This window comes from Nocardiopsis sp. M1B1, assembly GCF_052466615.1.
This window is the reverse complement of the sequence record NZ_CP196194.1, coordinates 2,428,627-2,452,070: the sequence shown is the minus strand read 5'-3', so window position 1 is coordinate 2,452,070 and position 23,444 is coordinate 2,428,627. Positions and strand designations below refer to the sequence as shown.

Annotated in this window: 17 protein-coding genes and 1 tRNA gene; 4 read left to right on the top strand and 14 right to left on the bottom strand. The window is 73.5% G+C overall.

Annotated elements, in window-relative coordinates:
• The first annotated feature begins 41 nt into the window (after window positions 1–41).
• The 3 genes from ACSTA4_RS10605 to ACSTA4_RS10595 all read left to right on the top strand — a co-directional run bounded on the left by ACSTA4_RS10605 (window position 42) and on the right by ACSTA4_RS10595 (window position 5,588).
• On the top strand, window positions 42–395 hold the full coding sequence (locus tag ACSTA4_RS10605) for a hypothetical protein (protein ID WP_444963378.1): 354 nt from the start codon (window positions 42–44) through the stop codon (window positions 393–395).
• A 72-nt stretch (window positions 396–467) separates the two neighbouring features.
• A complete protein-coding gene (locus tag ACSTA4_RS10600) occupies window positions 468–2,213 on the top strand; it encodes a hypothetical protein (protein WP_444963377.1) in 1,746 nt (581 codons plus the stop codon).
• A gap of 66 nt (window positions 2,214–2,279) precedes the next feature.
• A complete protein-coding gene (locus ACSTA4_RS10595; protein ID WP_444963376.1) occupies window positions 2,280–5,588 on the top strand; it encodes a right-handed parallel beta-helix repeat-containing protein in 3,309 nt (1,102 codons plus the stop codon).
• Window positions 5,589–5,671: 83 nt separating this feature from the next.
• Here the strand turns inward: ACSTA4_RS10595 and ACSTA4_RS10590 are convergent, their stop codons facing one another.
• From ACSTA4_RS10590 to ACSTA4_RS10560, 7 genes are all read right to left on the bottom strand, one after another.
• Window positions 5,672–6,538: a SigB/SigF/SigG family RNA polymerase sigma factor gene (locus tag ACSTA4_RS10590; RefSeq protein WP_444963375.1), complete on the bottom strand. Its 867-nt coding sequence runs from the start codon at window positions 6,536–6,538 to the stop codon at window positions 5,672–5,674.
• A gap of 594 nt (window positions 6,539–7,132) precedes the next feature.
• Window positions 7,133–7,699 (bottom strand): type I-E CRISPR-associated protein Cas6/Cse3/CasE, encoded by a 567-nt coding sequence (locus ACSTA4_RS10585; protein ID WP_444963374.1) that lies wholly within the window; start codon window positions 7,697–7,699, stop codon window positions 7,133–7,135.
• Window positions 7,700–8,183: 484 nt separating this feature from the next.
• On the bottom strand, window positions 8,184–9,203 hold the full coding sequence (locus tag ACSTA4_RS10580) for a LysR substrate-binding domain-containing protein (RefSeq protein WP_444963373.1): 1,020 nt from the start codon (window positions 9,201–9,203) through the stop codon (window positions 8,184–8,186).
• A gap of 16 nt (window positions 9,204–9,219) precedes the next feature.
• Window positions 9,220–10,089 carry an HpcH/HpaI aldolase/citrate lyase family protein gene (locus ACSTA4_RS10575; protein WP_444963372.1) on the bottom strand — a complete coding sequence of 290 codons (870 nt, stop codon included), beginning with the start codon at window positions 10,087–10,089 and terminating at the stop codon, window positions 9,220–9,222.
• The gene (locus ACSTA4_RS10570) at window positions 10,089–11,264 is read right to left on the bottom strand and encodes a CaiB/BaiF CoA transferase family protein (protein WP_444963371.1); all 1,176 of its coding nucleotides are present in this window, start codon (window positions 11,262–11,264) and stop codon (window positions 10,089–10,091) included. Before ACSTA4_RS10570 ends, ACSTA4_RS10575 begins: the two co-directional genes overlap by 1 nt.
• A gap of 353 nt (window positions 11,265–11,617) precedes the next feature.
• Entirely contained in the window at window positions 11,618–13,063 is a 1,446-nt protein-coding gene (locus ACSTA4_RS10565; protein WP_444963370.1) for a GntP family permease, read from the bottom strand.
• A gap of 705 nt (window positions 13,064–13,768) precedes the next feature.
• Window positions 13,769–14,353 carry a TetR/AcrR family transcriptional regulator gene (locus tag ACSTA4_RS10560; protein WP_444963369.1) on the bottom strand — a complete coding sequence of 195 codons (585 nt, stop codon included), beginning with the start codon at window positions 14,351–14,353 and terminating at the stop codon, window positions 13,769–13,771.
• A 120-nt stretch (window positions 14,354–14,473) separates the two neighbouring features.
• On the opposite strand from ACSTA4_RS10560, the gene ACSTA4_RS10555 reads away from it, so the two are divergent.
• On the top strand, window positions 14,474–16,075 hold the full coding sequence (locus tag ACSTA4_RS10555) for an FAD-dependent monooxygenase (RefSeq protein ID WP_444963368.1): 1,602 nt from the start codon (window positions 14,474–14,476) through the stop codon (window positions 16,073–16,075).
• 242 nt (window positions 16,076–16,317) lie between these two features.
• On the opposite strand, the gene ACSTA4_RS10550 is transcribed toward ACSTA4_RS10555, so the two are convergent.
• The 7 genes from ACSTA4_RS10550 to ACSTA4_RS10520 all read right to left on the bottom strand — a co-directional run bounded on the left by ACSTA4_RS10550 (window position 16,318) and on the right by ACSTA4_RS10520 (window position 23,035).
• Window positions 16,318–16,391, bottom strand: a tRNA-Pro gene (locus tag ACSTA4_RS10550).
• Between the two features lie 111 nt (window positions 16,392–16,502).
• The gene (locus tag ACSTA4_RS10545; RefSeq protein ID WP_444963367.1) at window positions 16,503–18,383 is read right to left on the bottom strand and encodes an outer membrane protein assembly factor BamB family protein; all 1,881 of its coding nucleotides are present in this window, start codon (window positions 18,381–18,383) and stop codon (window positions 16,503–16,505) included.
• Window positions 18,384–18,656: 273 nt separating this feature from the next.
• Entirely contained in the window at window positions 18,657–19,955 is a 1,299-nt protein-coding gene (locus ACSTA4_RS10540) for an erythromycin esterase family protein (protein WP_444963366.1), read from the bottom strand.
• Window positions 19,952–20,611 carry a dienelactone hydrolase family protein gene (locus tag ACSTA4_RS10535; RefSeq protein ID WP_444963365.1) on the bottom strand — a complete coding sequence of 220 codons (660 nt, stop codon included), beginning with the start codon at window positions 20,609–20,611 and terminating at the stop codon, window positions 19,952–19,954. Before ACSTA4_RS10535 ends, ACSTA4_RS10540 begins: the two co-directional genes overlap by 4 nt.
• Before the next feature lie 84 nt (window positions 20,612–20,695).
• The gene (locus ACSTA4_RS10530; protein ID WP_444963364.1) at window positions 20,696–21,364 is read right to left on the bottom strand and encodes a phosphoribosyltransferase; all 669 of its coding nucleotides are present in this window, start codon (window positions 21,362–21,364) and stop codon (window positions 20,696–20,698) included.
• A 146-nt stretch (window positions 21,365–21,510) separates the two neighbouring features.
• Window positions 21,511–21,876, bottom strand: a complete 366-nt coding sequence (locus ACSTA4_RS10525; protein ID WP_444964140.1) for a VOC family protein — start codon at window positions 21,874–21,876, stop codon at window positions 21,511–21,513.
• Window positions 21,877–22,033: 157 nt separating this feature from the next.
• Window positions 22,034–23,035 (bottom strand): aldo/keto reductase, encoded by a 1,002-nt coding sequence (locus ACSTA4_RS10520; protein ID WP_444963363.1) that lies wholly within the window; start codon window positions 23,033–23,035, stop codon window positions 22,034–22,036.
• Window positions 23,036–23,444 lie beyond the last annotated feature (409 nt).

The window sequence follows — 23,444 nt, the reverse complement described above, 5'->3', positions numbered from 1 at the left end:
CGCGCCACACCCGCGGCTGAGGACCACGAGAGGAGACGGACATGACGACCGGCGGCGACGATCTCTTCGTCGACCTCGACGGCATGGACAGGAACAGCTGGAGCGTCAACGACGCGGCCGAGTACGCACGTGAACTCCAGCAGTGGCTGAGGAGCGAACTGGAGGCCCTGGGTCCCCTCTGGGGCGAGGGCGACAAGTTCGCCGACGACATGGACAAGTCCCTGGGCGTGCTCAAGACCTCCATCGACGAGTACCTGGGATTCCTGGTCATCGCGGCGGAGGACACCAGCGCCATCCTCGGCGGCACCAAGGAGAAGTTCGGCCGCTCCGAGGAGGACAACATCAACACCGTCCCGGACATGGACGGCCCGGACGGGACCGGAGGACGCCGGTGACCCCCGACCCCACCCCCACCTCCCCGTGCGGCCGCTCCCGCGGCCGCACGGGCCCCCCGAGAAGGAGTTCCGATGTCTGAGAGCGCGCAGGCTCGCGGCGGGGCCGAGGGCCGTCCCGCACCGGCGCCCGACTTCCGGTCCGCGCTCGGCGGAGGAGCCGACGGCACGGTCTCCGACGGTTCCGCGGGCTCCGCGGCGCGCGTCGGGGCCGTTCCCCCGTCCGGAGCGGCCCAGGAAACGGGGGCGGGGGCGGCCGAGGCCGTGCCCGGCCCCCGGATCACCGGCGCCCTGCACGAGCCCGCCGCCCCCCAGGCGCCGGAGGTGGCCCTGGACCGCCCGGGCAAGCCCGTCCTGGCGGGCGCGGCCATCGCGGGCCTGCTGCTGGTCGCCGCCCCCTTCGCCATGACGGCGGGGGTTCCCGGGGTCACCCTGGACACGACGCCGCTCGCCTCGGGCGCGGGCGGCGCGGACGGCACCGGCGGCCAGACCTCGGGCACCGCCGAGGCGGGCGCCTCGGCCGGCGGCGAGTCCGGAGCCGTCGCGGCGCCGGCGGACACGGGCGCCGCGCCCGCGGCCCAGCAGGGCGGCGCACCCCAGGAGACCGGCTACGTCCCCGAGGTGAGCGGGGACGGGGCCTCGACGCCGACGATGCCCGATCCGGGCAACGCCGCCGCCGGCGGGGGCAACCCCGTGCAGACCGCCCCGGCCGCCCAGGAGGTCCCGGACACGGCGGCCGCCGGTGCCCCGGAGTCCGGGGGAGGCGCGGGCGAGGCGACCGCCGCCGGGGAGCCCGGCGCGGAGAGCGCCGGGGAGCCGGGGACCGGGAGCGCCGCCGGAGAGCCGGGGACCGAGGGAGCCGCGGCCGGGGACGGTGACACGGCCGGAGGCGGTGACACGGCCGGAGGCGGTGACACGGCCGGAGGCGGTGACACGGCCGCCGGTCCCTCCTCCGGTGAGACGGGCGCGGACGAGACGGCCGGGGAGGACACGGCGGCCGCGGGAGACGAGGGCGCCGGGACCTCCGGTGAGGGGGAGACCGAGGGAGCCGCGGCCGGAGAGGGTGCCGGGAACGGCGACACCGGTACCGGGGACACCGGCACCGCCCCGGAGGAGATGAACGCCCCCCTCTCCGATACCACCGGCACCGGCACCGGGGACACCGCACGGGAGAGCGGGGCCGCCGGGAACGGCGACACCGCGAGCGGCGGCTCGGCGCCCGCCGACCCTCCGGCCTCGGACGGCGGGGGATCGGTCCTGGCCGACTCGGGCGCGCTGACGGCGGCCTCGGAGCCCGAGTCCTTCCTCGCCGTCGCGGGGCCCGGCTGCCAGGCCTCCCCCGGCGCTTCCTACACCAACGAGGGGCGCTGGGACAGCGCGGAGGGCACCGCCAGTTGGGCCACCCGGCCCGGCGGGTACGCTCAGGAGGGCTGTGACGGCGGCTACGAGGCCCTTCCGGTCTCGGGCGACCCGGAACAGGGCAACGGGCAGTACGCCACCTGGACCTTCACTCCCGGGGAGGCGGGGGTCGCGTGCGAGCTCTACGTCCACGTGCCCGACGACGAGAGCCCGCTGTGGATCTCCCCCGGGGAGGCGAAGTACCAGCTCTTCTCCGGCCCCTCGGCCGAGGGGTCGCCCGTGGCGGTGTTCGGGATCGACCAGGCGGGGATCCGGGGCGGCTGGGTCCAGGTGACCGGGTTCACCTCCCCCACGGAGGAGTTCACCGTCCAGCTCACCAACGCGGGGACCGACGCCCTCGCGGACCAGGAGCACGCCAGCTCGCACGTGGCCGCCTCGGCGGTGCGCGCGTCCTGCTCCTGACCCCACCCCCGGCGGGGCGGCTCCGGCCGCCCCGCCACCGCCCTCCCCCGACTTAGGAAGACACCGATGACCAGGCAGCTCCTCACCGTCGACGCCGACGCTCAGGACGGGCACGCGACGATCACCGAGGCGGTCGAGGCCGCTGACAGCGGCGCCCTCATCACCATCGCCCCCGGTCGCTACGAGGAGAGCCTCGTCCTGCGCGACGTGGTCACCCTGATGGCCCGCGACGGCCTGGGCAGCGTGGAGATCACCACCGCCAGCGGCTGCGCCGTGGTCTCGGGCGCCGAGGCGGTCAAGCTGTCGGGCCTGGTCCTGCGCGGCCGCCACGCCGACTACCCCGCGGTGGACATCCCCCTCGGACAGCTGGAGATGGCCGACTGCGAGGTGGAGGGCGCCTCCTGGACCGCGGTGTCGGTGCGCGGCGAGGGCGCGCTCGCCATGCGCGACAGCCGCGTCACCTGCTCGGCGGGGGCGGGCGTGGTGATCACCTCCTCGGGGCCGAGCGTCATCGAGGACTGCGTGGTCGAGGAGGTCGACACCAGCGCCGTGGTCATCGGCGAGCAGGCCCGCCCCACCATCCGCTCCTGCGTGCTGCGCGACGCCGGGGGCAACGGCGTGTTCGCCAGCGGGCAGTCCGGGGGCACGGTCCGCGACTGCGAGATCTCGGGGACCAAGAAGCCCGCGGTGGCGCTGGAGGAGGGCTCGGCCACCTCGCTGCTGGGCGCGCGCGTGCACGACGTCGAGGGCGACGGGCTGGTGGTCTCCAGCCGGTCCCGCCCGCTGGTCGAGGACTGCGTGTTCGAGGACGTGGGCGGACGCGGCGTCGCCGTGCACAACGGGTCGGACCCGCAGGTGGCGCGGGTGCGCGTGGCGCGCGCCAAGGGCGTGGCCATCCACCTGTCGGGCCGGGCGCGCGGGACCTTCACCGAGTGCGAGGTGGAGGAGTCGGGCGGCAACGCCGTGCTCGCCGAGGAGCGCGCCTCCACCGCCTTCCTCGGACTGGTCGTGCGCGGCGGACAGGGGCTGAGCCTGGGCGGCGACAGCGTCGTGGAGTTCGACCGCGGGCTGGTCAGCGAGACCGCCGGTCCCGGCGTGGTCGTCGAGCAGTGCGCCCCGTTCCTGCGCGCGACCGCGATCACCGGGACCAGGAGCCAGGGTGTGGTGTTCGGCAGGGGCGGGCGCGGACGCCTGGAGGACGTGACGCTGGAGCGCACCGGCAAGAGCGCGGTGTCGGTGGAGGAGGGCGGTGCGCCCCTGCTGACCGGCGTGCAGATCTCCGGGAGCCGCGACGCCGGGGTCTCGGTGGGCTCGGGCGGGTCCGCCGACGTGCGCGACTGCGACGTGTCCGAGTGCACGGGCGACGGCATCGCCGTGCGGGCCGGGGGCAGGGCGACGGTGCTGCGCACCCGGGTCTACAACGGCCGCCGCAACGGCGTGCTGGTTGCGGCCAAGGCGAGCGCCACGCTGCGCCGGTGCGAGGTGTTCGGCAACGGCGCCGACGGCATCCTCGTGCACTCCGCCGAGGACGTGGCGGTGGAGGACTGCTCGGTGCGCGACAACGGCCGCTCCGGGCTGCGCCAGACCGTGGCCAGCCAGAGCATGCGCACGGAGGAGCTGCTCAGCCGCGGCAACGGGGCCCCGGACGCGTTCGGCGACCTGGCGGGCGCGCCCGTCCCGATGCCGGACGTCCCCGCCCCCCAGGAGGAGGACGGGGAGACCGAGGAGGTCGGCCCCATGATGGAGCTGGACCGGCTGGTGGGTCTGGCCGGGGTCAAGCACGAGGTCAAGACGCTCGTCACCCGCAACCAGATGGCCCAGCGCCGGGCGGAGATGGGTCTGCCCACGCCGCCCATGAGCCGCCACCTGGTCTTCGGCGGCGCGCCCGGTACGGGCAAGACCACCGTGGCGCGGCTGTACGGGCAGATCCTCGCCGAACTGGACGTGCTGCGCTACGGGCACGTGGTGGAGGTGGCCCGCGCCGACCTGGTCTCGCAGTACGTGGGCGGCACGGCGATCAAGACCACCGAGGTGTTCGAGCGGGCCAAGGGCGGCGTGCTGTTCGTCGACGAGGCCTACACGCTGGCCAACGGCAGCGAGGGCGGCGGCAGCGGCCCGGACTTCGGCCGGGAGGCCATCGACACCCTGGTCAAGCTCATGGAGGACCACCGCGACGAGGTCGTGGTGATCGTCGCGGGCTACACCGAGGAGATGCAGAGCTTCCTCGACACCAACCCCGGCCTGGCCTCCCGCTTCAGCCGGACCATCGAGTTCACCAACTACTCGCCGGAGGAGCTGACGCAGATCGTGCGCAACATGTGCGTCTCGCACAGCTACCGGATGGCGGAGGAGACCGAGGCGGCCCTGCTCGCCCACTTCGAGCGGGTGCCCAAGGGGCCGGCGTTCGGCAACGGCCGCGAGGCCCGCAAGCTGTTCGAGGAGATGATCGACCGCCAGGCGTTCCGGCTGGGCGGGAGCATCCCCGACAGCCCGGACTCGCTCACCCTCCTGCTGCCCGAGGACCTCGGGGAGGCGGCCGAGGAGGAGCAGCTCGGCGGCACGGCGGACGGGATCGCGGCCCTGCGCGAGGAGCTCAACGCCATGGTGGGCCTGGCCAGCGTCAAGGAGACCGTCAACGACCTGGCCAACCTGCTGCTGATGTCGCAGCAGCGGCGCGCCATGGGGCTCCAGGTGGCGCCGATGAGCCACCACCTGGTGTTCGCCGGTCCCCCCGGTACCGGTAAGACGACCGTGGCCCGTCTGTACGGCAAGCTCCTGCACGCCCTGGGGGTGCTGCGCGGCGACCACGTGGTGGAGGCGGCCCGGTCGGACCTGGTCGGTCGCTACGTCGGGCACACCGCCCAACTGACCGCCGAGGTGTTCGAGCGGGCCAAGGGCGGCGTGCTGTTCGTGGACGAGGCCTACTCGCTGGCGCCGCGGGGAGCGGGCAACGACTTCGGCCAGGAGGCCATCGACACCCTGGTCAAGCTCATGGAGGACCACCGCGACGAGGCGGTGGTCATCGTAGCCGGGTACACCAACGAGATGCAGCGCTTCCTGGACTCCAACCCCGGTCTGGCCTCGCGGTTCAACCACCAGGTGGAGTTCCCCGACTACAGCGACGACGAGCTGGTCACCATCGTCGAGCGGATGGCGAAGGGGTCGGGCTACACCTGCGGTGAGCAGACGACGGCGGCCCTGCACGAGCACTTCTCGGGGGTGGTCCGCGACGTGAACTTCGGCAACGCCCGCTACGCGCGCCAGGTGTTGGAGCGGATGATCACCCGGCAGGCGGGCCGCCTGGTCAACGGCGTCCAGAACGCCACCCGGGAGGACTTCACCACCCTGCTGCCCGAGGACATCCCGGCCCGCTGACCCCGCGGTGCGGGGCGGGGGCGGGGCCGCCTCCCGGAGGGCGCCACGGGGGCCGTCCTCCGGGAGGCGGCCCGGCCACGGACTCAGCCGTGGCCGGGCGCGTGCCCGCCGACCTCCTCGCGCAGCTGTTCCAGCACCCCCGACAGCAACCGCGACACGTGCATCTGCGAATAGCCCAACCGGTCCGCGATCTCGGACTGGGTGTGGTCCCCGAAGAACCGCAACCGCAGGATCTCCCGCTCGCGCGCGGGCAGCCGCGCCAGCGCGGGCTTGAGCGACTCGCGCTCCACCACCCGGTCCAGCGCCGCGTCCTCGCAGCCCAGGTGGTCCTCCAGGCGCGTGCCCTCCTGCCCCTCCGAATCGGAGGAGTCGGGCGCGTCCAGCGACAGCGACCGGTAGGACTCCGAGACCTGCGCCAGCTCGCTGACCTCGGCCTCGGGCAGCCCCATCTCGTGGGCCAGCTCCGCGATCGTGGGCGTGCGCGCGTGCTCCTGCTGGAACTCCCCCGTCACCCGGCGCAGCTTCACCCGATTCTCCTGGTGGCGGCGCGGCACCCGCACCGCCCAGGTGTGGTCACGGAAGTGCCGCTTGATCTCCCCCGTCACCGTGGGCAGCAGGTAGGAGATGAAGGGCTTGCCGCGGTCCGGATCGTAGCCGCGCACGGCCTTGACCAGACCCACCATCGCGGTCTGCTTCAGGTCCTCCAGCGGCTCGCCGCGCCCCCCGTAGCGGCGCGCGATCTTGTTGATCAGGGGCTGGTAGAGCACGACCACCCGTTCGCGCAGCTCGTCGGCCCTGGGGTCGTCCTCGGCGAGGTCACGCAGCTGGGAGATCAGCTCCTCGGGGCGGTCCTTCCCGGCCTCCCCGGCTTCCCCGGCCTCCCGGACATCCTCGTTCCCCGCGTCCTCCGGGACGGTGTCCTCGACCGGCCTGCGCGGTCTGGGGATCACGGGCAGTCGGCCGGTGACGGTCGTTGACGTGTGTGTTTCGTTGAGAGACGTGGACAAGAGGAAACCCCCCGGTGCTCTGTCCTGTGTGCTCATGTACCTGCCTGGGCAGGACACCGGCGGCGCGATCCCGCGCCCGATCCGCGGGGCCGGTGGCCCTGTGGCTGGCGGGACAGCCGCGATGCACAGACTAGGTTCCCTGAGGAACGGCTTCAAAAGCCACGAATCCAAATTTTTGTTGCAATACGACAATTATCTTGCAAAAAGCGTCAAATTACCTCAAACCCGACACGAATATCCGTTCGTCCCCTGGCCCCGCCGCCAGTGTTCCCGAGGCACCGCGGCCCGCTCGCCCGGTCGAAGGCGCCCGCGTCGGTCGGATACACAGTCGCACGCTTCCGGGCTCCGGACGTGGTCCGACACGTGCGCGAGACGCCCGGCCCGCCCGCCTCCGGCACCGGGGACGGCGGCGGGCGGGAGCCCCGGGCCCCGCCGGGAGGGGCTCCGGACCGGCGCTTCGAGGACACGGGGGCACCCGGGTGGGCGTGCGGGCCCGGCGGAGTCCGGGAGTTCGCGGGGCGCCCGGGGAGTCCGGGTCTACCTCGGGGCGAGCGGGCTGGCGAGGAGCAGCCCGGCCCCCGTGGCCGTGCCCGCGCCGACGCCGTCCAGGCACAGTTCCTGGAGCACCTCGCTGTCGCGCACCACGGCCTCGCCGGTGAAGTGGTACCGCGCGGGCCTGCCGCCCAGGTGTTTCCACCGCACCGAGGTGAGGTCCAGCGCGCCCGCGAGCTTGCCGTCCAGCCAGCCCTCGAACTCCTCCTCCGGAAGGGGGACCCGCTTGCCGCGCGGGCGCTCCCCCTCACCGGCGGCCCCGGCTCCGCGCGGCGCGGTGGGCGCCGTGATGAGCTCCCAGCGGACGGTCTCGCCCTCGGAGTAGCGCGGCATCGGGTGGATCGCGGCGGAGGTCGCGCCGGGGACCTTGCCCCAGGCGGGGGCGGTGTCGGAGCTGACCACCAGCGTGCTCGGCGAGGTGCGCGCCCACAGCACGCGGGCGTCGGAATCGGGGTCGGGGTCGACCGCTCTGCGCACGGCCTGCCCCATGACCGCCCACTGGTCCATCCGGGCGCTGCGCTTGGGGTCGAGGTTGATGCGGGACAGGTACAAGGAGTTCCCCTCCGGGGCGTCCCCGCCGGGGCGGGGGTCGGTGTTCGTGTTCGGTCGCGGGCCGTCGAGGATCGCCTCCGCCCGGAACGGAGTTCCCACTGTACGAGGCACCGCGCCCCGGCTCGGCCCGTCCCCCGGCAGCGTCGTCAGGCGTGGCTAGAGTACGCACCATGCACGAACACGGTGCCCCGCCTCCCCAGGGCCCCCGCCCTCCCCGTCAACCCCCTCACCAGGCGCCTCCCCCCGGCCACCGGCCTCCCACCGGGCAGCCGCAGGGCCACCCCCTCCCCGGGCGGCCGTGGACCTGCTCTGCGACGCCCTCTCCCGGGTGGAGTGACGGCGGGCCGGGACCGCGGCGCACCGACGCCTCGCGGTCCCGGAGGCGGCCGGACACCGGAGAGCGCCGGTACGGTCCGCCGAACGCGGCGACGACGCCGGTGGACGGCGTCCCGGCCGGCGCGGACCGCCAGCCCGCACACCCCGGTCAGGGCCGGCCGGCGCGCGTCCCGGTCCGGGCCGCCAGGCGGATCCCCGGCCAGGCCCCCCGCTCGGCGAGCCGGGTAGTCACCTGCACGATGCCGTGCCGGACGACGGACACCGCGTCCCGCGGCTCGTAGTAGTCCGAACCGGCGCACACGGCGATGTGGCGTTCGATCACGGGGTCCACGACCCGCCGCACCATGAGGTCGGGGGCGCTGCGCAGCGCCTCGACGCTGGACAGCGGGAGCAGGGCGCAGGCCTCGCCGCTCTCGGCGATGCGCACCATCGTGCCCAGGGACTCCACGTCGGCGGCGATCGTCGGCACCGCGCCGTGCTCGGTGAAGACGCGGTCGATGAGCACGCGCAGGTTGCTGCGCGCTCCGGGGGCGACCAGCGGCACCCGGAGCATGTCGGACAGGCTGATGTCCCCGTACGCCGCGGTGTCGGCGGCGGCCGGGCCCGCCGGGGCGGGCCCGGCGGCCCGGTCGTCTCCGGGCGGCTCCTCCGCCTCCGAGCGCCCGACCAGGTACAGCTCCTCGGAGTACAGCGGCGTCTCGGCCGGTCGGGGCGCCGCGTCGTCGCGGTACAGGACGGCCAGGTCCATCCGCCCGACCGTGAGCAGCTCCTGGATGTACCCGCTCACCGACTCGAACAGCCGCAGGTGGACGCCGGGGTAGTTCCGTTTCGTCCAGGAGAACAGCGCCGGAGCGAGGTGGACGGCGGCAGCGGTGGGCAGTCCGACCGCCACCGGACCGCGGATGGCCCGGGGCTCCTTGGCCACGTCCTCGGCGATCTGGTCGAACCGGCGGATGAGCTGCTGGGCGTCCCGGTACAGGGTCCGCCCCGCCGGTGTGGGAACCACCCCGCGGGGGCCGCGCTGCACGAGCCGCACGCCCAGTTCGCTCTCCAGCTGCTTCATCCGCTGGCTGACCGCGGGCTGCGAGACGAACAGCACCGAGGCGGCGCGGGTGAAGCTCCCGCTGTCGATGACCGCGATGAAGTCCCGCAACTGGGCGATGTCCACTGGTTGTCCCCTCGGCCTACACGGTCCGGTCCCTCCCCTCGGCGCGCCGCAGCAGTCGGCGGGCGCGTTCCACGACCGGCCGGTCGATCATCTCACCACCGCGCTGAACAGCGCCCCCGTCCCCCGCGGCGAGTACCCCGCGCGCCCATTCCAGCTCGGCGGCGTCGGGGGCGAAGGCGGTGTCCACCGGCGCGACCTGGGCGGGGTGCACGCACAGCTTGCCGCCGAACCCCCAGCGGCGGGCGCGGACGGCGTCGCGTGCCGCGGCCGCGCCGTCGCGCACGTCCGTGGTGACGCCCTCGACCGGCGGCGGCAGCGAGCACGCCGCCGACCAGCGCACCAGGTCGCTCCGCGACGGGTCGAGCGCGGCGTCGTCGGAGGTGCCCAGGTCCAGGGCCAGGTCGATCCCGCCGAACAGCAGCCGGACCGTCTCGGGGCGGCCCGCGATGCCGGAGAGCTCCACCAACCCGCGGGCGGACTCGATCAGCGGCAGTACCGGCGCCCCGCTCGCCTCGGCCGCGGCGCGCACGTCGTCGCCGGACTCGGCCTTGGGCAGGACGACGGCGTCCGGCGCCAGCTCGCGGCACAGCCGCGTGTCGGCGGCGAACTCCGCGGTGGTGCGCGCGTTGACGCGCACGGCCACGGCGGGGGCTCCGCCGGAGGGGGGACGGGAGGCGGCGACGCTCGGCCACCCGGCCCGCAGCGCTTCGCGCGCGGCGTCCTTGCCGTCGGCCGGGACGGCGTCCTCCAGGTCGATGATGACGGCGTCGGCGCCGCTGCGCACCGCCTTGGCGAACCGGTCGGGGCGGGACGCGGGCACGAACAGCCAGGTGACGGCCGAGGCGAGCGCGTCCGCGCGCGCGGCGGCGTTCGTCCGCGGCGCCATCAGACCACCCCGCCCGACCGCAGCTCGCCGGTCTCCTCGGCCGTCATCCCCAGTTCGCCGAGGATGGCGTCGGTGTGCTCGCCGAGGCCGGGGACCGGGTCCATGCGGGGGGCCGGGTCGCGCGGGCCGGGCGGCGCCAGCGCCGGGACCCGCCCCGTCGGCGTGTCCACCTCGTGCCAGCGCCCGCGCGCGGCGAGCTGCGGGTGGTTCCACACGTCGGCGAGGCTGTTCACCCGGGCGTAGGCGACCGGGACGTCGGCGAGCAGGGAGGTGGCCTCGTCGCCGTCCAGTTCGGCGAAACGCCGGGCGATGACGGCCCTGAGCGTGTCGCGGTTGGCGCTGCGGGCGGCGTTGGTGGCGTAGTCGGGGTCCTCGGCGAGCGCGGGGCGCTCCAGGAAGCGCTCGCAGAACGCGCGCCATTCGCGCTCGTTCTGGATCGCCATCAGGACCACCTGCTCATCGCGCGCGACGAAGGGGCCGTAGGGGTAGATCGTGGCGTGCGCCGCACCGGCGCGCGTCGGCGGCTCCTGGCCGTCGTAGGTGTAGTAGAGCGGGAAGCCCATCCACTCGGCGGTGGCCTCCAGCATCGACACGTCCAGGTGGACGCCCTTCCCGGTGCGTGCGCGTTCGAGCAGCGCGCCCAGGATCGAACTGTAGGCGTACATGCCCGCGGCGATGTCGGAGACCGAGATGCCGACCTTGGCCATCTCCTCTCCGCTGCCCGTCACCGACAGCAGCCCCGACTCGCTCTGCACCAGCAGATCGTAGGCCTTCATCGTCTCGTAGGGGCCGGGGGAACCGTAGCCGGAGATGTCGCAGACGATCAGCTCGGGGTGGCGCGCGTGCAGCTCGGCGGCGCCCAGCCCGGCACGGGCCGCGGCCCCCGGCGCCAGGTTCTGGATGAAGACGTCGGCGCGGGCCAGCAGCCGGCGCAGCACCTCGTTGCCGCGCGGGTCCTTGATGTCCAGCGTCAGGGACTCCTTGTTGCGGTTGACCCACACGAAGTGCGAGCTCATGCCGTTGACTCGGGAGTCGTAGCCGCGGGCGAAGTCGCCCGTGCCGGGGCGCTCGACCTTGATGACGCGGGCTCCCATGTCGGCCAGGTGGCGGCTGGCGTAGGGAGCGGCGATGGCCTGCTCCAGGGACACGACGGTTACACCGCGAAGCGGCTGCATGGTTTCTTCTCTCCTGCGTGTGTGGGAAGGTCGGGCGCGCCACGGGTGCGGGGGGTGCCGCGAGCCGCGTCCCCCCGGGCCGCCGCGTGCGCGGCGACCCGTAGGGACGGTGGCCGCGGCTCGCGGCGGTCGTCCCGGCTAGGTCGTGCTCCTTGGAGCATTTCGGTCCCGCCCGTCGCCCTCCGCCACCCTCAACGGAGAGCCTTCGGCTCCAGTACTTCCGCGAGCACCGGGCTGCCTCTCGCTGCGCCGGTTTCGCTTGAAAAGCCAACCAGGCTGACCTGCGCGAACCGTCTTGCGAGAGATTGCCCGGACGGCCGCTCGCTGATCCGAAAGCCTCCGCGGAACACTCCCTAGACGACGAGGCTGATGCCCACGACGATGACCAGCGAGACCACCGAGGCCAGTGAGGTCACGAAGGTCAGCGCCTTGAGCGTGCCCCGGGTGGTCACACCGAGCAGCGACTGGAACATCCAGAAGAAGTTGCTGTTCACGTGGAGCGCGAACAGGGCGCCCGCGCCGATGGACAGCCCCAGGACCGCGGGCGGCAGGTCCAGGCTGCCCATGATCGGGGCGAGGATGCCCGCGGCCGCGATGGCGGCGACGGAGATCGAGCCGATGGCCACGTGCAGCACGGCCGCCACCAGCCAGGCCAGCAGCACCGCCACGAGCGTCGGCGTGCCCGCGTCGGCCGAGAACAGGCCGCCCAGGACCCCTTCGAGGGCCGTCTCACCGATCACCGCGCCCAGCGAACCGCCGACGCCGGTGACCAGCAGGATCTGCCCGGTGGTGTTGAGTCCCTCGCCCAGCGCGTCGTTGGTGCGCGCGTTGCCCAGCACGCCCCGCGACAGCAGGTAGGCGCCGAGCAGGCCCACGAAGAGCGCCAGCACCGGGTCGCCGAAGAAGGCGATCACGGGAGACGTCACGCCCGCGGCCTCGGCGATCGCCCCGGCGGCGATCATGACCAGCGGGATGAGGATGGGCAGCAGGGAGACGTAGAGCGGCGGGGTCCGCGGCGCCGTCTCGGCGACCTTCGCCGTGCCGTCGCCGCCACCGCCGTCACCGGCTCCACCGGCGCCGCCGCTGCCGCCGCCGGGCGCGGCGCCCGCGGGCTGCACGGCACCGGCGGGCTCGCGGTCGCCGACCGCCACCGGGGCGGTCTCGTCCTTGTCCGGGTTCCAGAACCCGACCTTCAGCAGGAGGCCGTAGAGGAACACGGTGAGCACCGCCGTGGCCAGTCCGACCCCGAAGCCGTAGAGCAGCATCGTGCCGAGCGGGACGCCCAGCAGACCGGCGATCGACACGGTTCCCAGACCGGGGATCACGAACACGTAGCCGACGAGGATGCCGGTGCTGAGCGCGCCGCCCATCATGCCGACGCCGTTGCGGCCCAGGCCGGGCGCGGCGGAGCGGGCCAGCGGGGCGGCGAGCACGAGCTGCACGTCCACGTAGATGGACGGGAAGATCGTGCTCAGCACGGAGGCGAGCGCGTAGGGAAGCCGTCTGGGGCCGAGCAGTCTCAGCAGCAGTTCCACCAGTTTCTGCAGGGCGCCCATGCGGAACAGCAGCGACCCCAGGAGGACGCCGAATCCGATGAGCAGCCCGACTTCGGTCATGATGTCGCCGAAGCCCTGGGCGATGGTCGAGATGGTCTTCTCGAACCCCAGCCCGGCCGCGAGTCCCAGGTAGATCGACCCGATCACGAGTGCGATCACCGGCTCGACGCGGGCGGCCAGGATCAGCAGCACCACGCCGATAATCGCTATCGCCGTGTGCGCCACGACCAAGGTGTCAGTCATCTGGCTCTTTTCCGTTCATACCTGATGGGGGGGCGGTGTCAGGCTCTGGGTCACTGAGGCGGACCGCGACCGGCCCGGTCTCTCCACCGCCTGAGGCCGCGCGAAAGCGCGGCCGCCTTGGCGGAAACGCTCGCACATCCGCACTTGAACGGCGTGAGCGGGTCCGCCCCGACGTGCGCCGGGGCCGTATCGCGGGCGGGTCGTCCCGCGGAAGGCCGGAAACGGCGCTGCGCCGCGCGGCGGCGGGGTGGACGCGTCGCCCTGTGGTCCGCGCCACAGACCTGACCATGCAACACGAAGTCGGGGTCGCCTGGTAGGGGCCCGTCTCCATGGGGCTCATAAGCAGGGCTTATACCGGCGCAGCGGCCCGGGACGGCGGGGAGTGAACCCACGCCCCCTCGGCCCCCGGGCGAAGGGAGCCCGGCCAGGAGAGGTCGAGAAGGGTCGCTCAGGAACACGAACACCCCGGCCAGGGGACACGGCCACGAAACACCCTTGGCAGGGGCCGTCGCACACGGAATCCGTGTTGCGCTCCGGCTCTGGCGCAGGGCGTCGTCAGCTCCACGGCCTCGGGGCTGATGCGGTTTCTCGACACCGGCGCTTGGACGAATCGGCTGTACCCGGCTGGACCCCGCTTCCGGGGCTGATCGCGGCGAACCCCTGCCCGTGTCGGCAGGACCGGCTCGGCGAAAGGTGCCGACGCTGTCAGGGCGCACCCTCGACGCCGTGTTCGAGCAGGTCGAACACGGCGTCGAGGGCGGCGCGGGGGTCGGGTTCGTCGCTGAGGAACTGCGGGATCTCGAGGACGTAGCGGGCGACGGCGCGGGCGGTGAGATCGTCGGGGTCGCGGCCGAGTCCGGCGGCGATGGCCTCGGCCAGGGGTTCCTCACAGCGAATCCACAGTTTGCGTGAGTAGTCGCGCAAGGCCGGGGTGTTGACGATCAGTTCCGTGAGCCTGCGGGCCTCCGGGGTGGGGTCGGCCACGAACGGCCCACGCCCGGCCATGAAGTCCCGCAGCGCCGCCATCACCGACACTCCGGCGGGACGTTCACGCACCGCGGACAGCAGGCTTTCCCGGCGTTCGACGCCATCGTCGAACATCAACGCCTCCTTGCCGTCGGGGACGTGTTTGAACACCGTCGGGCCCGAGATGTCCACCGCGTCGGCGATCTCTTTGACGCTGACCTGGTCGTAGCCCCTCTCCAGGAACAGTCGCTGCGCGGCCTCGGCCAGCGCCCGGCGAACCTGGGCCTTCTTGCGTTCCCGACGTCCGGGTGGCTCAACAGACATGCCACCACCCTAACACATGACTTAACTCACTAAGAATATTAACTCAGTTGTATTTTTAATCAGGTTGTGTTTTCCTGGGCGGGTCGGAGTTGGATCCACCGAAGCGAAGGGATGATCGAGATGAACGGCAACGAAACGGCACCGGTACTGATCGTCGGCGGCAGCCTGGTCGGGCTGTCCGCCGCGGTGTTCCTGGCCTGGCAGGGCGTTCCGGTCGTGGTGGTCGACAAGCACCGCGGCAGCTCCCCGCATCCGCGGGCGATCGGTTTCACCACCCGTACGGTGGAACACTTCCGGCAGGTCGGGGTCGAGGTGCCGCCGTCGCTGCAGGGCATGAAGCCGCCGCGGCGGGCCCGGGTGGAGAGCCTGACCGGGACCTGGTTCGAGGAATACCCGTGGACGCCCGGCGGCGAGGGCGCCTACGGCGCGGAGGACTCCCCGGTGCACGCCATCGCGGTCACCCAGGACCGGCTCGAACCCCTCCTGCGTGACCGATCGGTCGAACTGGGTGCCGACCTGCGCCTGGGCACCGAACTGCTCGGCTTCGTCCAGGACGCCGACGGCGTGACAGCCACCCTGCGCCGTCGCGACGACAGTCACGAATACCGCCTGCGCGCCCGGTATGTGGTGGCCGCGGACGGCGCGACCAGTGCCGTGCGTGAGGCGTTGGGCATCGGCCGCCACGGGGCGGGTCCGCTGTCGGTGCAGCGCAGCATCCTGTTCCGTGCCCCCTTGGACGAGTACCTGCGGCACGGTGTGGTCCAGTTCGAGATCGAGCAGCCCGGCCTGAAGGCATTCCTGACCACCTATTCCGACGGGCGCTGGGTGCTGATGCTCAGCGACGACATCGAGCGTGCCCTCGACGAGCAGATCCAGGTGGTGCGGCAGGCGATCGGCCGCACCGACATCCCCATCGAACTGATGACCACCGGCCGCTGGGACCTGGCCGGGCTCATCGCTGACCGCTTCTCCGACGGCCGGGTGTTCCTCGCCGGGGACGCCGCCCACCAACTGCCGCCCAACCGCGGCGGTTTCGGCGCCAACACCGGTATCGACGACGTGCACAACCTGGCCTGGAAACTGGCCGCCGTGCTGGCCGGGAAGTCCGCGCCCCGACTGCTGGACACCTACGACGCCGAACGCCGGCCTATCGCGGACCTGCGCCACGACCAGCTCTTCGCCCGCGCCGACTACAAGGCCTACCTGACGGCCCCCAGGACAGACGTGCCGGTGCTCGACGACGCGTCCATCGAACTCGGCCAGCTCTACCGCTCGGCCGCGGTCCTGGGCGCGGACGCCGACCTGCCGCCCGCGCAGCGACCCGACCAATGGGCCGGTCAGCCCGGCACCCGGGCCCCGCACCTTTGGGTCACCATCGACGGCGGGGAGAGCTCGACGCTGGATCTGTTCCGGCGCGACTGGGTGCTGCTGTCCGAAGACGACCGCTGGGCCGCCGCCGCGGCCCGCGCCGCCGAGCAGATGGACACCCCAGTCACGTTCGTACACATCGGCACTGATGCGGAACCGGTGCAGCCCAACGCCTTCCGCACCGCCTACGGCCTTGAATCCGACGGGGCCGCCCTGGTCCGCCCCGACGGCTACATCGCCTGGCGCACCACCACCGCCCCGCCCGATCCCGCCCAAGCACTCAACGCCGCGTTGAACGCCACCGCTATGCCCGCCCACACCGTCGAGACAACAGCGAGCGAGGCATGGTCATGACCGCCACCACATTCGAACAACGTCTCCGCCGCCTCGAAGACATCGAAGCGGTCCGCGACCTCTTCGCTCGTAGACGAGCGGGCTGAGCTGGTCGTCCTCCTCGTGCTTTTCAGTGTCGGAGATGTCCACTACTCGGGGGGACGTCCGACCTCGTGTGCCCATCCGCCCCCGGTCCAACCCACCTGGAACGCAGCGAGGGGCCCACCGTCCGGTGGGCCCCTCGCTGACCTGCTATTCCTCTGTCGGGACGGCGGGATTTGAACCCACGACCCCTTGACCCCCAGTCAAGTGCGCTGCCAAACTGCGCTACGTCCCGTCCGCTGCGCGAACGCCGTTCCCGGCGCCGCCAACAGGTGAAACTGTATCGCATCCGGCAGGGCTCTCGAACCGGATATCGGGCCGCGGGCACCGGACCCGAAGGGCTCGCTCAGGGCACCAGCCCCTCCACGAGGGACTCCTCGTCCTCACCCGTGTGCACGACCACCGCTCCGGGGACCGCGAGCACGTCGACCAGCACCTGTCCCTCGGGGACGATCCACCGCGCCGTGTCCCGGGACACCGACTCGCCGAAGGGCGCCACCGCCACCTCGACCACCCTCTCGTCGCCCCAGGCGGTGGGCGGCACGCGCGGGATGACCACCGCCTCCTCCAGCGCGACCACGTTCTCCATGCTCGCGAGCCCGCTGAGGAGGTCGCCCGCGTCGGCCGTCGCGGTGATCCCGCCGGAGGCGTCCACGCGGTGGAACAGCGAACCGTCGCGCAGGTCCTCGCGGAGCACGCCGCCCGCGGTGTCGGCCCGCACCACGCTCTCCGGTTCGTAGTCCTCGTCCCTGCCCCAGTCCCCGCCCGCCACGAGTTCGGGAAGGCGGTCGATCCGCTCCCCGGTGGCCGCGTCGAGCACGCGCAGGGGCGGATCGGCGTCGTACTGCTCCAGCACGACCACCGGATCGCCCTCTCCGACCGGGTAACCGCCTCCCACCGGCTCGGGGGCCGTCCCTCCCGGTTCGGTGACCCAGGTGTGGCGCCAGGCCTCCTCCCCGGTGGTGAGGTCCACCGCCGTGACCGCGACATCCACCCGGTTCTCGCCCGAGAAGAGGTCGGAGAAGCTCTCGTAGTCCGAGTGGTCCCCGAACCTGCTCTGCCGCTCGGGGGCGCACCCGTGCAGGGTGACCAGGAGGTCGCCGTAGCGCAGGGGGTCCTCGTTGCGGCAGGCCCGGCCGTCGTCGGCCTCCGCCAGCGCGCGCGACCACAGCTCCTCTCCGCCGTCCAGGGCCCTCGCGCTCAGCGTGAGCGAGCCGCCGGGCCCCGTCCGGACGAGCCCGATCCGCGCCTCGGGGGTCATCGCGACGAGTCCGCCCCATCCGTCCGGCTGGAACGCGGTGTGCTCGCCGGTGACCTCACCGGTCGCGATGTCGAGCACCGCCGTGGTCCGCTCCACCGGCTCCCCGTCCGCGCCGGGTTCGGCGCCCTCGGGAACGTCGCCGCGGACGTAGCGCACGTAGACGTGCGCGTCGTCGGCCCACACGCCGCGGCCGTGGTCGCGCGGGCGCCGGAAGGACCACCGCTCCTCACCGGTCTCCCCGTCCAGGGAGACCGCGCCGTCGCCGAGCAGGACCAGGGGGCCGTGGGTGCCCGCGTGGACCTCCTCGATCCGCGTGCCCATCGGGGGCGCCCAGCTCCACCCCACCCGGCTGACCGTCTCCGGTACCGGGGGCGGATCACCGCCCTGCGCCGCGGTGGTGTGCGGTTCCCGGGGGAAGGCCGTCACGCCCACCAGCACGCTGACCAACACGACGGCGAGGGCGCCCGCCGTGGCGGAGGGCAGCGAGCGGCGCAGGGGCGCGAGCCTCTGCGGCCGCACGGACGCCAGCATCAACAGGCACCCCAGCACGACCGCGCAGACGACGAGCCACATGGCCGCCGCCGCGGGCGAGGGGTCGTAGTGCCAGGCCGTCTCCGCGGTGGCCGGGAAGGAGTCGCGCGGGAAGCCCGCGACGGCCGGGTACACGCCGCCGAGGGCGGCCAGGGCGAGCCAGACCACGTACGCCCGGCCCTCGGGCTCGTCGTCGAGGCGGCGGGAATCCGCCAGGCTCCAGCGGATCCCGTAGAACAGGGCCAGTCCGGCGACGGCCACCCCTGGAATCCACCAGCCGCCGGTCTCCTCCAGCAGGCCGTCCTCGTACCTTCCCCAGTTCCGGACCACCGTGGCGGCCGCCAGGAGCAGGGCGCCCGCGAGCAGCCCCGACCCGGCCCACGCCAGGGCGTTCCCCACGCGTCGGCGCCGCTCCGGCGCCCCTGCCCCGTCCACTGCTCTCCCCGGCTCCGGGGCCGCGCGCCGGAGACGGCGGCGCCGTGTCCGCGCGGCCGCACCGTCGGTCATGTCCGCGGACAACCTAGCAGCGGACGGAATCCGGACGGCAGGGGCGTCCGGTCCCGCCCGCACACCCGCCCGGTTCCAGACATCCGACCAGAATTCGTGCACACAGACGGAAACCATGCACACGGCTGGAATCCGCGCACACAGACGGAATCCGCGCACGCCACCGGAGTCCACGCACGTGCCAGGGGCAGCCGGTCCGCGTCACTGGCCGCTGGGCCAGGTCTCCTCCTCGCCCGAGTCCTCCTCCACCTCGTGCAGGGGCGTGAGCGCGCGGGTGCGGTCGACGAACACGAAGGCGTCGTAGCGCTCCCCCAGCACGGTCGGGACGTAGTTGCGCAGCCCGTCGCGTCCGGGGTGGTAGATGACGCCGACGGCGCGGTGCGGCAGGACCTCGCCCGCGAACGGATCGACCGCACCGTCGCCGGTCAGGAGCAACAGGCCCGTCTCCCCCTCGAACGACTGGTGCAGCAGCGCCTCCACGCTCCCGTGGCGCGCCGCGGGCACCGGCATCGGCTCGGGGGTCTCCCCCCACGCCCGGGCGGCCATGACCCGGCCCTCGTAGGTGCCGAAGCCGACGAGGACCACGCCCTCGTCGCCGTGGCGCTCGCGCACCAGCTGCCCCACGTTGACCATGCCCGCGGCGGCCATGTCGGTGGCGCGCGCGTCGCCGACATGGGTGTTGTGCTCCCACACGACGGCCTTGGCACCGGGCCCGTGGTACTCCATGAGCCGGTCGAGCGTGTCGGCCATGTGGTGGTCGCGGACGTTCCACGACTCGGGGCCGCCGCGCACCAGCGCCCGGTAGTACTGCTCGGCGTCCGCGAGCACCTCGGCGTTCTGGCGCGCGGCGAACTCGGCCAGGTCCTCGGCGGCGGAGGCCTCCCCCGCCCGCTCGCGCAGCCCGGCCAGCAGGCGCACGACCTCGGCCTCGCAGCTCTCGGGCACCAGCCGCGTCGCGCGGGCGTAGGCCTGGGGGTCCTCGCCGTAGGGCTGGAAGCAGCGGTAGGCGTTCAGGGCCGGTTCCACCTGCTCGGGCATGTTCTCGCGCAGCCACCCCAGCACCGCGTACAGCGACTCCCACAGGCTGTAGACGTCCAGGCCGAAGAACCCGGTGCGCCGCTCCGGCGCGAGCCCCAGGTTGTGTCCGCGCAGCCACCGGGAGAACTCCAGCACCTCGGTGTTGGCCCACATCCACTGCGGCCACCTGCGGAAGCCCTCCAGGATCTCCTTCGGGTCCTCGGGCGCCCCCTCCGCGCCCACCACGCCGCAGTGCAGCTGCTGGAAGTCGGGCCAGTCGCCCTCCACCGCGACGAAGGAGAAGCCCGCCTCCTCGATCAGCCGCCGGGTCAGTTCCGCCCGCCAGCGGTAGAACTCGGCGGTGCCGTGCGAGGCCTCGCCCAGCAGCACGTAGCGCGCGTCGCCGATCCGCTCCATGAGCGGGTCCAGCGATCTCGGTCCGGTCAGCCGCGGAAGGGCGTCCGGGAGGGTTCCGCCGCTCATCGCTCCACCTCGCCCAGGATGCCCGCGAACCAGCCGGAGGCGGCGTCGGCCACCTCCTCCAGCGCGCCCGGTTCCTCGAACAGGTGGGTGGCGCGGGGGACGACGTGGATCCGGTGCGGGGCGCTGAGCCGGTCGGCGGCGTCCTCGTTGAGCCGCAGGACCTCGGTGTCCGCGCCGCCGACGATGAGCAGCGTGGGGGCGCGCACGACCTGGAGCGCCTCGGTGCCCGCGAGGTCGGGGCGGCCGCCGCGCGAGACGACCGCGGCGACCAGGTCAGGGCGCTCGGCGGCGGTCCTCAGCGCGGCGGCGGCGCCGGTGCTGGCGCCGAACAGTCCGATGGGCGTGCCCGCGGTGTCCTCGTGTGCGGCCAGCCAGTCCACGGTTCCGGTGAGCCGCCGGGTGAGCAGGTCGATGTCGAAGCGCTGCCGCCCGGTCGCGCTGTCGGCGCGCTCCTCCTCCGGGGTGAGCAGGTCCAGCAGGAGGGTGGCGACCCCGACCCGGTTGAGCTCCTCGGCTACGGCCCGGTTGCGCGGGCTGTGGCGTGAGCTTCCGCTGCCGTGCGCGAAGGCCACGACCGCGGTCGCCCCGGGGAACACGGCCAGCCGCCCGTCGAGTAGCGCGTCCGGCGTGCGTACCGTCACGTCGACAGCGGTCATGGTCCTCTCCCTTCGTGGGGGCCGGGCTCCCGTGCGGTGCGCCGACCCGGTGTCGTCCGCCGTGTGCACGGCGGCCGGTGGCTGTCAGGGGCGGCCGGGAGGGCCGCCGGGACCGCCGGGAGGCCTCGCCAGCAGGCCGCGCACCTCGTCGTCGGTGACCTGCGCGAACCTCTCGTACCAGAGGCTGACCGCGCCGAAGTCCGGCGGCGTCTCCAGGCAGACGATCCGGTCGCAGACGTCGGAGAGCGCGCGGACGGCTTCGGGCGCGCCCACGGGGACGGCCAGCGTCAGGGACGCGGGGCGCCGGGCGAGCACCGAGGTCAGCGCCGCCCGGGCGCTCAGTCCGGTGGCCAGCCCGTCGTCGACCACCACGACGTCGTATCCGGCGGCCTCGGGTTCGGGGTCCTCCCCGCGGTAGGCCAGCAGCCTGCGCCGCGCCTCGGCCTGCTGTGCCCCGACCATGTCGGCCAGGCGCCCCTCGGGGATGCCCAGCAGGTCCAGCGCCCTCTGGTCGAACAGCGCGGGGCCCTCGGCCGTGGTCGCGCCGATCGCCGTCTCCGGACTCCCGGGGGCGGGGATCTTGCGCGCGACCACGATGTCCAGCGGTACGCCGAGGGCCTCGGCGACGGGCTCGGCCACGGGGACGCCGCCCCGGGGCAGGGCCAGCACGCGCGGGCGCGGTCCCGCCCGCTCCGCCACCGCGCGGGCCAGCCGCTCGCCCGCCTCTCGCCGGTCCCGAAACACGTGTGCCACCTCACCCGGTCGCGTCGTCTGGATCCCGTGGCGCGACGGCCCGCGTCCGCGCGGCTCGGCGGCGCGCGCGGGCCGTGTGGTGAGCGCTACCCCGGGGCCCTCGGCGCACACATGGACCGGGCGGGCCCTCCGGGACCGGTTCGGCGCTACCCGCCCAGGGTGCCGTCGAGGCGCTCGACCACGCAGAACTCGTTGCCCTCGGGGTCGGCCAGGACCGCCAGCAGGTGCCCGTCCTCCTCGTAGGCCGGGCGCAGCAGCCGCGCGCCCAGTGCGCGCACCCGCTCGACCTCGGCGTCCAGGTCGTGGACGACCAGATCCGGGTGCATCCGGTTCTTGCCGGAGCGGGGCTCGGGCACCTTCTGGAGGACCAGGTCGGGCCAGCGCCCGCCCGGGTCCTTCAGGGCGAGGTAGACCGGGTGCTGGCCCTCCTCGCGCTCGAAGCCCAGCACGGCGCACCAGAAGTCGGCGGCGGCGTGGAGGTCGTTGGTGTCGAGTACCCAGACCAGGCGCACGTGGCGGTCCCCTCGGTAGGCCGTGCGGTCCGCGGCCGCGGACCGCACGGCCACCCTACGACGCGAACCCGCGGCTCCGGGAGACCCCGCGGCGCCGGTGCGGCCGAACGCCGCGACGCCGGTGCGGGCGGGTGGAAGGCGGACTCGGGCCGCGGGGTCAGGACGCGGCTCCGGGGGCGATCAGGCCCTCGGCCTCCAGGTCCGTCCACAGGGCCTCGGGGACCGGGGCCGCCAGGAGGCGGGCGTCGTGCGTGATCTCCCCGGCCGAGCGGGCTCCCACCAGGACCCCGGCCACCGCCGGGTGGCGCGCGCAGAAGGCCATCGCCGCCCGGGGCAGGCCGACCCCGTGGCGGCGGGCCACCGCGGCGATCCGCAGCGCCCGGTCGCGCAGCGGCGCGGGGGCGGCCGCGTAGTCGTAGGTGGCGTCGGCGGAGGGCTCGTCCACGGCCAGGATCCCGCTGTTGAACACTCCGGCCGCGATCACCGACACCCCCGCGCGCAGGCAGGCCGGGAGCATCGTGGCCGCCGCCCCCTGGTCCAGCAGCGTGTACCTGCCCGCGAGCAGCACGGCGTCCACGTCGGTCTCCACGGCGAAGCGCTCCAGCATGCGCGCCTGGTTCATGCCCGCGCCGATCGCGCCGACCACGCCCTGATCGCGCAGCTCGTGCAGGGCCGGGTAGGCCTCGCCGACCGCCTGCTCCCAGTGGTGGTCGGGGTCGTGCAGGAGCACCACGTCCACCCGGTCCAGGCCCAGCCGTTCCAGGCTCTGCTCCAGGGAGCGGCGCACCCCGTCGGCGCTGAAGTCCCACCGCCGCCCGTACGCGGCGGGGACGGCGAAGCCCTGGTCGTCCAGCCGCCCGGCGCGGTGCGGGGTGGGCTCCAGCAGGCGGCCGACCTTGGTCGAGACCGCGTACTGCCCGCGGGGCAGCCCGGCCAGGGCACGGCCCAGGCGGCGCTCGGCTAGGCCCAGGCCGTAGTGGGGAGCGGTGTCGAAGTAGCGCACGCCCGCCTCCCACGCCGCCAGGACCGTCGCGGCCGCGGCCTCCTCGCCCACCTCCTGGTAGCCGCCGTTGCCGAGCGGGGCGGTGCCCAGCCCGAGGGGGCTGATCGCCACCGCGGACCCGCCCAGCCGGACACGATTAACGGGACTGCGTTCCATTTCCTGTCTCTCCTTTGTGTCGGACGACGGCGAATGGTCGACCCACCGTCACCAGGAAAAGGTTTTACCCGACTCCGGCAACGATTACCGAATACGGTGAGCCACCACCGCCACCCCTCCCATTACCACCGGAGAACCGCGCCAGGGAAGGCCCTCTTTCTGGCCGAAAAAGGCACGGATCACACGCTAGAGCAGCCGCGAAGACGCAAGTCAACCCGTTTTCAACCTGCACATTCACCCAAAATAAAGGGAAAACGAGGGAGCCGTTCACCCGCATTCGAATGTGATCCACGCCACCTAAAACAAAAGAGCGGAACGTGGTAAATTCTCCGTATTGGAACGAGCTGTTTAAAACCAGAGCCCCTCCCTCACGCGCCTTCTCCGCCCCCGGAGGCGTCCGTCGAGCACC

Bases quoted from the DNA above. Each gene is read 5' to 3' on its own strand.
- ACSTA4_RS10605 (WP_444963378.1), top strand. From the start codon at position 42: ATGACGACCGGCGGCGACGATCTCTTCGTCGACCTCGACGGCATGGAC.
- ACSTA4_RS10600 (WP_444963377.1), top strand. From the start codon at position 468: ATGTCTGAGAGCGCGCAGGCTCGCGGCGGGGCCGAGGGCCGTCCCGCA.
- ACSTA4_RS10595 (WP_444963376.1), top strand. From the start codon at position 2,280: ATGACCAGGCAGCTCCTCACCGTCGACGCCGACGCTCAGGACGGGCAC.
- ACSTA4_RS10575 (WP_444963372.1), bottom strand. From the start codon at position 10,089: ATGGCGCCGCGGACGAACGCCGCCGCGCGCGCGGACGCGCTCGCCTCG.
- ACSTA4_RS10570 (WP_444963371.1), bottom strand. From the start codon at position 11,264: ATGCAGCCGCTTCGCGGTGTAACCGTCGTGTCCCTGGAGCAGGCCATC.
- ACSTA4_RS10565 (WP_444963370.1), bottom strand. From the start codon at position 13,063: ATGACTGACACCTTGGTCGTGGCGCACACGGCGATAGCGATTATCGGC.
- ACSTA4_RS10560 (WP_444963369.1), bottom strand. From the start codon at position 14,353: ATGTCTGTTGAGCCACCCGGACGTCGGGAACGCAAGAAGGCCCAGGTT.
- ACSTA4_RS10555 (WP_444963368.1), top strand. From the start codon at position 14,474: ATGAACGGCAACGAAACGGCACCGGTACTGATCGTCGGCGGCAGCCTG.
- ACSTA4_RS10540 (WP_444963366.1), bottom strand. From the start codon at position 19,955: ATGAGCGGCGGAACCCTCCCGGACGCCCTTCCGCGGCTGACCGGACCG.
- ACSTA4_RS10535 (WP_444963365.1), bottom strand. From the start codon at position 20,611: ATGACCGCTGTCGACGTGACGGTACGCACGCCGGACGCGCTACTCGAC.
- ACSTA4_RS10520 (WP_444963363.1), bottom strand. From the start codon at position 23,035: ATGGAACGCAGTCCCGTTAATCGTGTCCGGCTGGGCGGGTCCGCGGTG.